Annotated in this window: 8 protein-coding genes; all 8 read left to right on the top strand. The window is 69.2% G+C overall.

The annotated features are described in order from the left end of the window. Window positions 1-652: 652 nt before the first annotated feature. Entirely contained in the window at window positions 653-1066 is a 414-nt protein-coding gene (locus tag KBX34_RS07045) for a hypothetical protein (protein WP_210923903.1), read from the top strand. A gap of 114 nt (window positions 1067-1180) precedes the next feature. Then, window positions 1181-2272, top strand: coding sequence for a M23 family metallopeptidase (locus KBX34_RS07040; RefSeq protein ID WP_210923902.1), 1092 nt, complete (start codon window positions 1181-1183; stop codon window positions 2270-2272). Between the two features lie 93 nt (window positions 2273-2365). Beyond that, window positions 2366-3037 carry a hypothetical protein gene (locus tag KBX34_RS07035; protein WP_210923900.1) on the top strand — a complete coding sequence of 224 codons (672 nt, stop codon included), beginning with the start codon at window positions 2366-2368 and terminating at the stop codon, window positions 3035-3037. Continuing rightward, complete coding sequence (locus tag KBX34_RS07030) at window positions 3034-4203, top strand: DUF4314 domain-containing protein (RefSeq protein WP_247671527.1); 1170 nt, start codon at window positions 3034-3036, stop codon at window positions 4201-4203. The genes KBX34_RS07035 and KBX34_RS07030 overlap by 4 nt, the downstream gene beginning before the upstream one ends. 418 nt (window positions 4204-4621) lie before the next feature. After that, window positions 4622-5770: an AAA family ATPase gene (locus KBX34_RS07025; protein ID WP_307871342.1), complete on the top strand. Its 1149-nt coding sequence runs from the start codon at window positions 4622-4624 to the stop codon at window positions 5768-5770. An 11-nt stretch (window positions 5771-5781) separates the two neighbouring features. Next, on the top strand, window positions 5782-7413 hold the full coding sequence (locus KBX34_RS07020) for a VWA domain-containing protein (RefSeq protein ID WP_247671526.1): 1632 nt from the start codon (window positions 5782-5784) through the stop codon (window positions 7411-7413). A 246-nt stretch (window positions 7414-7659) separates the two neighbouring features. Next, on the top strand, window positions 7660-8886 hold the full coding sequence (locus tag KBX34_RS07015) for an HAD domain-containing protein (RefSeq protein ID WP_247671525.1): 1227 nt from the start codon (window positions 7660-7662) through the stop codon (window positions 8884-8886). 824 nt (window positions 8887-9710) lie between these two features. Next, window positions 9711-14177, top strand: a complete 4467-nt coding sequence (locus KBX34_RS07010) for a sacsin N-terminal ATP-binding-like domain-containing protein (protein WP_210923898.1) — start codon at window positions 9711-9713, stop codon at window positions 14175-14177. Window positions 14178-14201: the final 24 nt, after the last annotated feature.

Below are 14201 nucleotides of genomic sequence, written 5' to 3'. Positions count from 1 at the left end.
TATCGAGAGAGAAGCGTCGATCAACCAGGTCATTGTTCGGGGCTGCCATCAGGCACAACACAACCGCCCCGACCGGACGGTGGCCCCTGCCCACAACTCCGACGGAAGGTCACCCGCCATGTCTGACCGCAGCCGAACCCGCCCGTCCCACCGTGCCCTTGTCCCCCGTGACGTCACCGACCCCCTGCTGTGGCGGCTGGCCGTTGACGTCCTCACCGCCCACCAACCCGGACCCGGCAACCGGTGCGCCAACCTGCAGTGCGCCGACCAGACCGGGCCGTGTTCGGCCGCCGGGCAGGCACAACGGGCGATGCGCGCCGCGCGAGCCACACAACCGCCACAGCTGGCACCCACCCGTGAACCCACACCACAACGGCCGGCCCGCGACTCCCTCGGATTCGTCGGCTGGTTCGCCAACGGTCTCGCCGCCGCTGCCCGGCAATTACTGCCGCGGGTCCCGCAGCGGCTGCCCCGCCGCGTTCCCGGCGCGACCTTGACCGCCGCTTACGCCGCGTAGCCGCAGCCCAGACGCAACGACCAACGCCGTCCGGCCCGGACCAAGAGCCGTCACACCTTCGACCGCGTGGCCCCACCACGGCCGCGCGGTCGTCGTCGTACCCGAACACACCACCACGACGAGGAGACACGACCCGTGGGAACCATCTGCTACGTCAGCGCCATCGATCCCGCCCAGCCGAGCACCGTCCACGCCCGTTACGTCCATTTCGACGGCTACCCCTTGGCGTTCATCGCGCACCTGCGCGGCATCTGGGCCAGCACCGCTCGCCGCGACACTCAGGCCCTTATCGACGCGGTCCTCGCTCACGACTGGTTCTACCTCGGATCCGACGTCACCCCAGCCACCCGGTCGTTCCCCCACCAGCACCCCGTCGGCGGTGTGGGCGTGACGTTGGACGACACCGAGCCGGAGCCCGCCACCGTCTTCCCGCTCAGCCGCGCGGTCGACCTCGACGCCTCGTGGATCTACGTGATCAACCCGGCCGACGACACCGTCACGGTGCACACCGGCGACGGCGAACCGGTCGGTGTCCACAGCCTCGGCTAACCGGCACCCAGGAGGACCAGTCATGCCCGCCCACGCCTCTCACCTCGTCCAGCGCCACTCCACGCCCTACCGCGCTCCCTACCTCACCTATCCCCTCGTCCGCTGGGGGCCGACGTGAAGCTCCGATCTCTGGTGTCAGTCGCGGTGGCGCTCGTCGCCGTGTTCATCCTCTGCGCCGGTGGGCTCGGCGGATTCCTCACCGGCGGCTCGGCCACCGCCCGATGTGTCCCCATGGTCACGACTGCCGGGTCCACGTCAGACAGCACGGCGTCGCCACCCGGGCCGCCGATCCTGTGGCCGGCGATCGGTGACTGGGACAGCGACCAGGTCGCCAACGCTGCTGCGATCGTCACCACCGGTGCTCGCCTCGGCCTACCAGCGCGCGGCTGGGTGATCGCGGTCGCCACCGCCATGCAGGAGAGCAGCCTGCGGAACCTGGCCGGCGGCGACCGGGACTCGGTCGGGCTGTTCCAGCAGCGCCCCAGCCAAGGGTGGGGCAGCCCCGCCCAGCTTCAGGACCCCGCCTACGCGTCGGAAAGGTTTTTCGGGGCGTTGGCCACGATCAGCGGCTGGCAGGCGATGCCGCTCACCGAGGCCGCCCAGGCCGTGCAAGTCAGCGCCTTCCCCGACGCCTACGCGACATGGGAGGGACCGGCCACCCAGCTGGTCACCGCGATCGCCGACACCGCAGGCCTGCCCACCGACGGCCTGGCCGGGTGCGGGGTCACCGGCCCGTGGACGCAGCCGGTCCTCGCCCCTATCGGGTCGGGCTTTCGTAGCTCGGACCGGCCCGGTCACGACGGCGTCGACCTCAGCGCCTCGCGCGGCACCATCATCCGCGCCGCGTCCGGCGGAACCGTCCGCACCGTCCGCTGCAACGCCGTCCACGCCGACACCGGCGCCGATTGGGGCTGTGACCGCGACGGCGACCCCGCTCTCACGCGCGGGTGCGGCTGGTACGTCGACATCGACCACGCCGGCGGCCTGCTCACCCGCTACTGCCACATGGACCAACCCCCGATGGTGACGGTCGGGCAGCCGGTCGCCGCCGGCAAGCCCATCGGCGTCGTCGGCTCCACCGGCCACAGCTCCGGCCCGCACCTGCACTACGAGGTGCACCACAACGGCGATGCCAGCCCGAACGGCGCAATCGACCCGGTGCCCTTCATGGCCGCACATGACGCCCCACTCGCCACCAGGCCCTAGCGGCGATACCAGCGGCCCCATAGTCACCCGACTCGACGGCCGTCCCGCCCGCGGACGACCGCCGCAACCCCCATCCACAAGGAGGAAAGGCACGTGAGCACACCCGTACTCATCGGTGTCGCCGCACTCCGCGGCAGGTACACCGCCCGCTCCATTCAGCTCGGCGAGGACCCGGGGGTCCTGGTGCCGCTGCTGCGCCGGATCTGGACCGACACGTTCGGCCGCGACACCGACGCCTTGGCCGCCGCGCTGCTGGCCCGCAACTGGTGGAGCCTCGCGGTCGACCCCAGGCCTCGGCGATGGCACCGGCAGCCGCCCGTAGCGGGGCTGGGCTACCCAGCCGTCACCGAGAACGACACCATCCGGCAGGGCTCGCTGTGGGAGGACCTCGGCGGGTTCGACGAGTGGATGTACTTGCTGCGCCCCGACCAGCGGCTACTGGTGGTGTACGAGGCGACGGTTCACGGCCGCTGGCTGCGGCACAGCGTCCACCACCTCGACCCGGTCGAGGACCTGTTCGTCACCGCACCCGCCCTCGCCGACGGCGGCCCGGAGATGACCGTCTGCACCGTCTGCGGCGCGGTCGACGAGATCGACCACGTCGAGGTGCCGTCCATGGCCGGCTACGGCCACGACACCGCCACCAGCTGCACCCGCTGCGGCTCCTCGGTCGCCACCGACCCGATGTTCGGCGCCCACCTCACCCGCAAGCCCTGGCCACCGCACGCCCCCACCACGGGTGACGCGGAAGGCGGCACCCGATGAGCACGCCCGACCCGATGCCACCGCCGCCCGCCGCTGGCGACGGCCTGTCCACTCGCCGATCGGAGAGCACCATGACCTACCGGCCCGGCCAGCGCGTCGCCCTGGTCCACACCAGCGACCCACACACCCAGTTGCGGCCCGGCGACACCGGCACCGTCCGCCGCCACGACCAGCAGCAGAACATTATCGAAGTCACCTGGGACAGCGGCTCAATCCTGTCGATGTGCCTCGACGCCGGCGACCGCATCCAACCGGTCACCACCACACCGCCGCCCACCGGTGGGCCAGTCGCCGAGGCCGCCGGATGGGCCGCCGCACTGCAGCGGATGCGCGCCGCCGGCACCGAGGCCGGCCACACCGCCGCCGAGTCGTGGGCACAGGACACCATCGGCGCCCGGGTCACCGGCGACACCCGCCTGACCGCCCGCCGGGTCCTGGCCGGCATCAAGGACGGGGATCGCGCCGTCCTCGGCGCCCTGCCCCGCTTCAGCTTGGCCGGGGAGGCGGTCGACACCGCCGGATGGGAGCTGTTCGCCGACGCCACCGGCGACGTCTGCGGCTGGTTCGGGCTGCGCATCCAGCAGCGCGACGAGGCGATGACCGTCTACCGCGACGCCTTCGACACCGCCGCCACCGACCGGATCGCCGACCTGTGTCGCCTCGCGGCCAGCCCCACCGGCGTCGATGTAACCCACCTGCGCCCCGACCGGGTCCGTGTCGGCGACGTCGGCGTGTTCTCCGGCGAGTGGGCACTGACCATCGGCCCGGACGGCGGCGACCGTTTCGCGGTCGGGTTCGTCGGCACCCTGATCGAGCACTGGAACGGGTGGGCGGTGTTCTCCTGCGACCGAATAGTGGCCGAGGCGATCGTCACCGACCAGCAGCGGCACCGCGACCAGCACCGCCACAGCCTGCGGGACGAGGGCGTGCCGGAGGACGAGCTGGACAGCCGGGTCAACGCCGAACTGGCCAACCTGTCCTTCGACGGCGACGGCATCGTCGCCGACCAGCGCAGCCTGGCCGACGACTCGGACGCCATCGAACGCATCGCCCCGGACGGCGACGGCCGGTACATGGTGATGGGCCGCAACTGGCGCTGGGAGGCCGTCGACCCGTACGCCTGCGACCGGATCGTCGGCGACCTGCCCGACCCCGACCAGGCGTAGGCCCAGGCCCGGCCAAGGCCATATTGGCACCGGCACAACCGCCGTAGACACGCGACACCGACACGCAAGCAGTCGAAGCACCGTACGCGGGCCGGGCGCCGGCCTGCGATTCCCAAGTCGGACCGCGCCTTCCCACCGGTAGGCGCTCGACCTGAACAGCGCTCCGCGTAGCCGAGCACGGCTACGCGCGCTCTTCCCGCCCGCTGTGGCTCACCAACGCCGCCGCGCGCCCCGGGAAGGGGCGCGCGGCGGTCTTATTCGCCAAGGAGCACCTCATGCCACGCCTGAACCGCACGCCGATCTGTCGGTCTCTGACCGGCCACACGCCAGCGCCGCAGCTGCGCGGGTACGACTTGATCACCTCCGGGAGCGCGGGTATCAGTTGCACCCCGACCGCAGCCATCGTCGGAGGTGCCCGGTGACCTCGCCCGCTCGACCCGCCAAGCCCAAGGCCAAGCCCCGCCCCATGTTCGGGCCGGTCCTGGCCCTGCTCGCGGCCGAACCGCACCGCGCCTTCTCCATCGGCGACCTGGGCAAGGAACTGCCGGGCCGGTCGTCCGGGGCGATCGGATCCGTCCTGAACCGCCTCGTCGACCGTGAATGGGCGACCATGTCCACCGGATCGCCCCGCCGATACACCATCACCGCCGAGGGCATCGACGCGTTCACCGCCGGAGCCGGCACCAGCAGCGCCCCCTCCGCCGCCCCCGGCACGCCCACGGCGACCGCCGCGCCGGCACCTGCCCCGACCGGCCCGGTTCCCCCGCGTCCCGGCGCAGTCCTGCGCCCCAACGGGGTCTGGTACCTGCCCCGCCAGCTCGGCGACAGCACCGACGTCGAGGTGCTGCGCCAGCTGCGCCGCGACACCATCCCGGTCCTGCTCTACGGGCCACCCGGCACCGGCAAGACCAGCCTCATCGAAGCCGCCTACCCCGATGCGATCACCGTCGCCGGGCACGGCGACACCACCGTCGAGGACCTCGTCGGCAACTACGTCCCGCTTCCCGACGGCGGCTTCGCCTTCGCCTACGGGCCGCTCGTGAGCGCCATGCGCGCCGGACGCGCCCTGTTCATCGACGACGCCACCCTCATCCCACCCCGCGTGCTCGCCGCCCTGTATCCGGCGATGGACGGCCGGGCCATCATCACCATCGCCGCCCACCACAACGAAGTCGTCGCCGCCACCGACGGGTTCTTTGTCTGCGCCGGCCACAACCCCGGCGTGCACGGCGCGATCCTCACCGAAGCCCTCGCCTCCCGGTTCTCCGTGCACATCGAGGTCACCACCGACTTCCAGCTCGCCCGCTCACTCGGCGTACCCAACGGCGCGATCGACGCGGCGATCGCCCTCAACGCGCGGTTGCGCAAGCACGACATCGACTGGGCGCCGCAACTGCGCGAGCTGCTGGCGTTCAAGCGCGTCGCCGAGAGCCTCGGCCTCGCCACCGCCGTGGCGAACCTCGCCGCGGTCGCACCCGAGGCCGACCGGCAAGCCATCGTCGAGGCCCTGCAGCGGGCCTACCGCGGCACCACCATCACTCCCCTCACGCTCGGCAAGCAGAAGTAAGGCAGGCCGTCATGACCAGCGTTTCCGCGCACCTGCGCCCCTCCGGCGCCAGCCCCGCCTCCACGACCCCGGCCACCTCACCGTGGCGCCGGTGGTCAGCGGCTTGGACCAGGCAGGCCGCGACACTGACCGGCCGACTCGACGCCAGCGTGACCGTCACCCCGGCCGACGGCGGCCCACCCGGCTTCAGCTACCCCGTCACCGCCCAGATTCAGGTCGACGCCGACCTCATCGCCGACCCGGCGATCGCCGACCCCCGCCGGCCCGGGCACCGGTCGAAGGTTCCCGTCGCCTACGGCGTCCTGCTGCACGAATGCGCCCACGTCATCCACTCCCAGTGGGATCCACCGCCCACCGTGGCGCCCGTCGTCCGGGAAGCCGCGCTCCTGCTCGAGGAGTCCCGCATCGAACGACGCTACCGCGACACCCGACCCCGCGACCGGCGATGGCTACGCCGCGCCATCACCAGCATCATCGACCCCGCCGACACACCCACCGACACCCTCTGGAGCGCCGCCTACGCCGCCGGACTGCTCCTCGCCCGCGTCGACGCCCGAATCCTCTACCCCGCCGACGTTCGCGAGGCACGACGCGCCATCACCGCGGTCCTCAGCCGCAAACTGATCCGGGGCCTGCGCGCCATCTGGCGGGAAGCCCACACCATCGGCGACACCGACACCACCCGCATGATCGAACTCGGTGAGCGCTGGTGCCGCCTACTCGGCATCGACCCGACCATCAACCCGGGCCTGCCAGCCGACGACGCCGCCACCAGCGCGATCGCGGCAGCCATCTCCGGCGCCCTCGACACCATCCTCCACAACCCCGCCGACACCCCCGAACCCGCAAGCGACAGCAGCCGTCCCCACCCACCGGGCATCCACGTCGACACCGACACACCGATCACCTGGACCGAACGCGACGCCCGCGACGCCGAACGCCACGCCGCCAACCGCCTCACCGCCCTGCTGCGCCGCGCCCGCCACCGCGAACCCGCCCGCACCCGCGAACCCAGCAGCGCACCGCCCGGACGGCTGCGAACCGGCGCCGCGGTCACCCTCGCCGCCCAACGTGCGGCCGGGGCCATCCCCACCGCCCAACCGTGGCAGCGCACCGTACGCCGCCCCGTCCCCGACCCCGAGCTAACCGTCGGCATCCTCATCGACGCATCCGGCTCGATGGAGGACTTCGCGAAACCCATGTCCTCCGCCGCGTGGATCGTCGCCCACGCCGCCACCCGCGCCGGAGCCACCACCGCGACCCTCGCCTACGGCGACCGAATCACCGTGCTCGTCCCACCCGGCCGCCGCCCGACCACGGTCCGCGACATGCAAGCCGACGCCGGCACGGAACGGTTCGTCGAAGCCTGCGCCGAAGCCGACCGACTCCTGCACCTGTCCACCCCCGGCACCGGACGGCTGCTCGTCGTCGTCTCCGACGGCCACTACGTCAACCCCGACGAAAGCCAAGCCACCATCACTCGCCTCCACCACACCGGCTGCGCCATCCTCTGGCTCGCACCCGACAACAAAGGCTGGCCACCCAGGGTCTACGACAACACCACCACCATCACCGTCGACGACCCCACCACCTGCATCAACCTCATCGGCCAAGCAGCCATCGAAGCCCTGACCAGGGCCTAAACCCGCACCCGTCGCGGGGCCTCGTCGACACAGGCCGCAGCGGGGATGGAACCCGACCACATCGTCAGGACCGCCCCCGCTGTCCACCCGCAGGTCCATGACCCGCAGCCCCCCGTCGCACAGCCGAACCCCGCGCACGACTTCTCGCCGTCGCCGCATGGAGCGTCAATTCGCCCGAGACCTTCGGGTCAGCTGTCGCGCCGTGCACCAAGGCGACCCCACGCCCACAGACTGAGGAAAACAAGCATGTCTGCCGCTGAACCTGCCCCGTCGCCGCCCGAACCAATCTTCGTCGACCGCCACGATCTGCCGTACGTCGAGCGCCCCTGGGGGCCGATGTACCTCTCACCCTGCTGCCTCGCGGCCGTCACCATCTTCATCGATGACGGCGTCCTCTATTGCAAGAAGTGCTACCAGGGCGTCAACGAGCGCCTGGCAGCCATCCCCGAGCCGCGCGAGCCAGCACTACCGCTGCAACAGCACCGACGCCGAGCCAGGACCGCCGCAGCACACCGGGTACGACCCGTGGTCGCGATCGACGTCGACGGCGTCCTCAACCCCGGCCACCAGCCCACCGCCAGCCAGCTCGGCTACCACCGACACCACTACGACGGTCCCGGTCCTACCGGCCAGCACGTCTCCGGCGAGGTGTGGCTGCACCCCGACCACGGCGCCTGGCTCCGAGAACTCTCGCGCGACGCCGACCTCGTCTGGTGCACAAGTTGGGGTGCGATCGCCGCGACCTGGATCGCACCCCGGCTCGGTCTGCCGGCCGACCTGCCGGTCATCGACGTAAGCGATGGCGGCGTGCGGTTCGGGCGCCAGCTCAAGCTCGCCCCGCTGTACCGCGCCATCGGCGGACGGCCGCTGGCCATTCTCGACGACGAGTTCGGCGGCCGGGATGCCGCAGAGGCCATGGACCGCACCGCACGTGGCAGCACAACCCTGCTGGTCCCCGTCGACAGCGTCACCGGCCTACAACGAGGTCACATCGATCAGATCATTCACTGGCTCAATCAGCTCCCCACCGACGCGCAAAAGGCGCACGTACCGGGCGATACTGCGATCGCGCCGGCTGCGTCTGACGGAGACGACACGTCATTGGAGGCGGCCCAGGACCTCAGCGTCGGCGATCCGGTGCTGCGGAAGTCACGGATGCTGTCCAGGCAGTGCCGCACGTGCATCTTCCGGCCCGGCAACCTCATGCGCCTTTCCGAGGGCCGCCTCCGTGAACTGGTAGCCGAGGCACGGCGCGACGAGGGGTTCGTCGTCTGTCACGACACCCTTCCCTACTCTCAGTATCCGGAGGCCAAGCCGGCTATCTGTCGGGGTTTCGCCGACCGCTACTCGACCCAGTCGCTCCAGGTCATCGAGCGACTCTTTGGGTTCGTGGAGGTTGACCCACCGGGCGAGGACGCGAGCGGGACCGACGCCAGCGCGCCGCCGCACGACAACACCACCGGTACGGCATAGCCTCGCTCGGCGAGGTAGACCTGCGGAAACCGAGGGTGAGCTGGGCGGCAGCCGCTCAGCCCACCTAGGGGCTCACGAGTTAGAGGCGTGCCCCTTTTCTCGTCTGTCGGTGTCGGCATAGCGGCGCGATTACGAAGCAAAGTACGGCTTGAAGTGCAGACCCTGAGTCAGGACGGCCCATCCGCCGACACTCGGCCCAGTAGCCGTGTCTAACGGATGCCCTGGGCGAAAGAGCCGCTCAGCTTCCGGAGCCGAAAGTAGTGCGTCGGCCGTCCGTCCGCTGGGTCGGAGCGCGCGGCGGGGGTCATGCCTTACTCAGGGGGCGTTATGAAGCAGAGCGGATGCTTAGAGTTTAAAAGAGTTGGCTCTTCTTCACCGTCGTAGCGCAGTTGGAGCACCTCAACTGGTTGGTGGTGTACGGCTGAAGTGTGTTCTTGCCACAGTTCGGACACTTGTGACCCTTCGCCACAGGATGGCCTTTCTCTGGGTGCGCTCGGCCAGACGCGAGCAGGCGACGCTCCATAATGGTCGAGTCCATTGATTACGTCAATATGGCGGCCATGACCTGCGGTTTTGGAACTAATGATTGGACAGACCGAGGCCAGAAGAGCTTGGTGTAGGCAGGATGCTGCTTTTAGCCCTAATGGGTTCCTCGCGAGGCCGGTGTGGTATTGCCCGCTATGCGCTTGGCCAGCTTCTGGCTCTTGAACGCGGCGATGTGGATCATGGGTTCAGTCATCCGTGCCCGTAAGGCCGATTCTCTTGTCGGTGCGACGCGAGAGGATGAGCACGCAGCGCTGGATCAAACGTGAATGGGAGTGGATTTGGCGAGTGAGCTGACGCCGCGATTCTTCACCGCCGACGAAGCAGCCGAGGTCGCCCACCTCGTTGCCGATCATGACCCTGAGACGCCGCGCACGGTCGCCCTCCTACCCGAGGACGAGACGGCGGCCGACGCTGGCGTCATCGCGCTGGTCGAGCGGCTACACAGCCTGCCGAAGTCGATCCGGTCCGCCCTGAAGCGGGCGGGCGACAGTGCCGCCTACCTCAGCGATGACCGTCTTCAAGGGCTGGCTGAGCTCATTCAGAACGCGGATGACCTCGGCGCTACCGAGGCCATTATCGCGGTCGATAGCCACGGGTCACGGCTGCTGTTCTCGCACAACGGGGCCGCGCTCACCCTGCATGACGTCTGGGCGCTGGCTATCCCGTGGCTCAGCCTCAAGGCCGCCGACGAGGAGAAGCTAGGCCGCTTCGGCATCGGGCTGAAGACGCTCCACTCGCTCTCGGACGTCCTCGAGGTTTATCAAGGCCACTTCCGCGTGCGGTTCAGTTCCGACACGATCCTGCCGCTGAACGAGCACATCGCTTGGCCGCGGGCCGACGGTTCGTCGACGACGTTCGCTATTCCCTTCCCCCCTGGCGCTGTCGACAGCGACGACGCCGCGGAGTGGCTCAGGCACTGGGATGACGCGGGCTTGGTCTTCCTCCGCCACCTCTCGACGGTCCGGCTGGTCGACGAGTCGGAGCGCGAGATCGTCCGACTGCAGCTCGAGTACGGCCCTGAAAACGCACTGGAGCTTCCCGGTGGCCGCACGTCTCGGCGCCAAGTCACGGCTGCCGACGGCCGTCAGTGGCTGGTCTACAGCCGCACTGCCGCTTCACCTGCCGAGGTGGAGCGGGTGGGGAAGGCGCAAGGCGCTCGTACACCGATTGCCTTCGCGTTCGCGATGTTCGAAGGCGATACCGGACACATCCACGTCGGCTTACCAGTTCGGCCAGTCGGCCTGCCCTTCCGCCTTCTCGCGCAGTTCGATCCCCAACCTTCTCGTCGCGACATCGCCGATACCGACTGGAACGTGGATCTCGTCCCACTGCTCAGCGATCTCTGGCGCGACGCGGCGCTCGACGTCTTCCGCCTAGCGCCAGCGCAGGGCTGGGCGACCGTCCCGACGACAGCCGAGTTCGAGGCAGACCAACGCACAACCGGTCGACTCCGAGCCCGCCTCGAAGAGCATCTACTGCGCCGGGCTCGCGTCGAGTTCGCCGCAGCCCTGACCCTGCACTACGCAGGGACCACGTACCAGCTCGACGAACTCGCCTACGAGGCGGCCGAGCTCAGTCCAGTCCTCTCCCTCGAGGACCTTTGCTTGGTGTCGGGACAGCCAGGCGTGCTGGCCGAGCCAGCGCGATCGAGCGACGGCCGCTGGCGCGGAGTACTTGACGACCTTCGTGCCGTAGGAGCCACCACGCCGACCCGGGTGAGCGTGGCCGACGCCACCGCCCTGCTGGATGACGAGCAGCGATCGCCACAGTTCGTCGCCGATCTACTGGCAGTCGCGGTCGAAGCGGGCCTTGGCACCGCCCTCGATTCACGAGCCTGTCTGGTGCTTGACAGCGGCGTCCGCGTGCCACCATGGAGCCGAAAGGGTTTGGCGGTCCTGCTTCCGGCGAATCCCGACGCGGTTTGGGAGCTGCTGGGAATCGGGGCACGGCTACACCCCGCGTTCATGGATCGACCAAACTGGACCGTGATCCGCGACTGGCTCCAGGAGAGGAAGTGGCTGCGGCCGTCGGCGACGAGCACGGGCGCGCTGATCGTTCTGGCGGACGCTGGCAAGGCGGGAACCCCGCTGGAACGTCCCTTGTCCGATGCCCAGGTCGACGGGCTTCGTCGGGCACTCGAAGCGATCCCAGAGGCCGAACGTCCAGCACTCGGCGCTGGCGTCGGCCGGGCGGTCAAGGTCGATGCCGTCATGTACGACGCAAGCGGTCAGCGGATCAGTGCCCATGCCCGTCCGTGCGATGCCTACGTCATTGAGCGCGAGGTCAACACCTGGTTCGTGGCTGCCGGGAAGACGCCGGGCCTGATCTGGATCGACCGGCGCTACTCGGACAAGATCCGGACCGACGGCGGCCGTGACGGTATCGGCGCCCAGCGCTTGTTCCGCCTGCTCGGTGCCGAGGTAGCGCCCCGCATCAACCGCCACCCGGCCAACCAACGGCGCTACTCGAACCACAGCCCTGGCGTACCTGCCTCGGCTACTGGGTCACCGGCGCGCCGCCGCGAGGCTCTGCGGCAGCTGCAGGCGACCTACACCCTTGGGGACTGGATTGCGCGGGATCTCGATGCGGTCTTGAAGAGCATTGCGAAGGAGGAGGACCCAGGCCAACGGGGCCGGCGAGCGGGCGCTGTGCTCGGCACCCTCGCCCGAGCCTGGGACCGTCTGCGCGAACATTCGCGCGTCAAAGCGGCCATCCCTCACTACGGTTGGGTGGACAAGGGAACGGTCGATTCTTGGTGGATCAGCAGCGCGGCCTCAATCGCGTGGCTGCCGTCCGAGAAGGGCCAGGCAACGGCGCCCGACCAGCTCCGAATTAAGAGCGCGACGACCGTAGCGCTCTACGGCGACGACCCGGAGCGGTACCTGAACCCAGCCCTCGACAACGAGGCCTACCGCGAAGTTCTCGCTCGCATCGGCGTCGCCGGCGACCCGACGGCGACCGAGCTGATCCAGAAGCTTGAGGAAGTACGAGCCGAGACCAACTCGGCACCCAACGCGGCTGAGGATCTCGCGGCACCGCTCTACCAGGCACTCGCTGCCCAGGTCCGCGGCCAGCGTCTAGGCGGGCAGCCGGCAACTGCAGCCCGGAACGCCTTCGGTCGCGGCGACGGCCTGATCGCAACCCGGGGCGGTTGGCGTCGACCGAGCGTGGTGCTTGCTGGCCCGCCGATTTTCGGCGACATGCGCGACTTCGTGCCATCAGTCTCGGCCACCGACGCGCTCTGGACGCTGCTTGCCATCCAGCGACCAACCCCTCAGGACGCGCGCGGCGTGCTCGGTGAACTCGCGCGCAAGAAGTCGCTGAAGCCAAACGAAAAGCTGATCATGCTCGAAGCGCTCCGGCTGCTAGTCGGAGCGCCTGAGAGCGAACTGGCCAAGCTCAGGAAGGCGGCTGTCTGGGTCGGTGATCGGTGGGAGCGAAAGCGACCTGTCTACGCGACGCGCAACGCGCTGATCGCTCAGGTGCTCAAGCGTAGAGTGCCGATCTGGAGCCCCGGTGGGTCGCTGACCCAGCTTGATCCGCTGGTTGACGCATACAGGCTGACACGCCTCGACGCTCCCCACGGGCAGGTGCTCGACCCGGACGATGCGACCTACCAGGCGGAACTCACGCAAGTCTTCTCCCGCGCTGTCGCCAATCTCCGGGCCGACCTTGCGCTGAGCGACCCCAAGGCTGAGCAGAGCCTGCGCGTCTCGTGGGGCGAGTTGGAGGCAGTCAGCATCAAGCAGTCGCCTCGGCTCCGGGTCCGGTTGGTCGAGCCAACCTACGACCTCGATGAAACCGTCGAGCTTGACACCTGGTTCGACCTATCCGCCGGCGTATTCTACGTCGCTAACGAAGGGGCGATCGGCTCCCCGAGCTCGGGTGCCTACGCCATCGCATCCGTCTTCGACGGCGACCTCCGTCGGATCGCACACGACTGGGTAGCCGCCTGGTCGGTCGCCCTCGAAGGGCACCGTGAGGAAGAAGTCACGACGGCGGCGCGCTTGGACACCGAGCGCAAGAAAGACCGCGACGAGCGCAGTGAGGAACTCCTGCGGGAGTTGGTGGAGCAGGGCAAGAACCGACGCTTGAAAAACAGGGGCACTTCAGACACCAAGCGCAGCAAAGCAGCTACGGCGACCAAGGCTACCGAGGCCAAGCCAAAGAAGACCAGACAGTTGGTCGACCCGGACAGCCTTAAGCTGAAGAACGAGGACGGCGAGCTCATCGGTGGGGCGCCTGCCAGAGACGGTGAACCCACCGGCAAGAAGTCGACGACATCGTCTGGTAAGCCTCGCGACCCCGACGCTTCGAACCCCAAGAAGCCGTCGGTAGATGGCGCACGAGGTACCAAGAACTACACCGAGCTCGAGCGCGAATCTGCCGGGTTAGCGCTGGTACGGCTCGTACTTGGAGGCGACGAGGAACAGATTGTCGACATCCGACACCAGCGCAACGTCGGCGCTGACGCGATCGACGATCTAAAGAACTTCTTCGAACTCAAGGTCTACGCCGGGCAGATCCCCGAGACCATCTCGCTAACTAACTCCGAGTTCCGCCGTGCCCAGGAAACCGAGCAGTTCTTCCTCGTCGTGGTCGGGAACGTCGAGCAAAGCGACAAGGATCCGGAGGTCCGGATCATCACGGATCCGCTCAACCACCTCAGCGTGCTTCCGCAAGGCTCCGTCAATCTGGGAGGCATCCGCGACGCCAAGGCGCTGCGCTTCACCTTCGAGTCGTGACGGGCTGAGGACCACCCCGACCTG

This window comes from Micromonospora sp. M61 (assembly GCF_018070245.1).
Classification (GTDB): domain Bacteria; phylum Actinomycetota; class Actinomycetes; order Mycobacteriales; family Micromonosporaceae; genus Micromonospora; species Micromonospora zamorensis.
The sequence above is the reverse complement of the archived record's forward strand: the minus strand, read 5'-3'. Positions and strand labels throughout refer to the sequence as shown.

Bases quoted from the DNA above. Each gene is read 5' to 3' on its own strand.
- KBX34_RS07020 (WP_247671526.1), top strand. From the start codon at position 5,782: ATGACCAGCGTTTCCGCGCACCTGCGCCCCTCCGGCGCCAGCCCCGCC.
- KBX34_RS07030 (WP_247671527.1), top strand. From the start codon at position 3,034: ATGAGCACGCCCGACCCGATGCCACCGCCGCCCGCCGCTGGCGACGGC.
- KBX34_RS07015 (WP_247671525.1), top strand. From the start codon at position 7,660: ATGTCTGCCGCTGAACCTGCCCCGTCGCCGCCCGAACCAATCTTCGTC.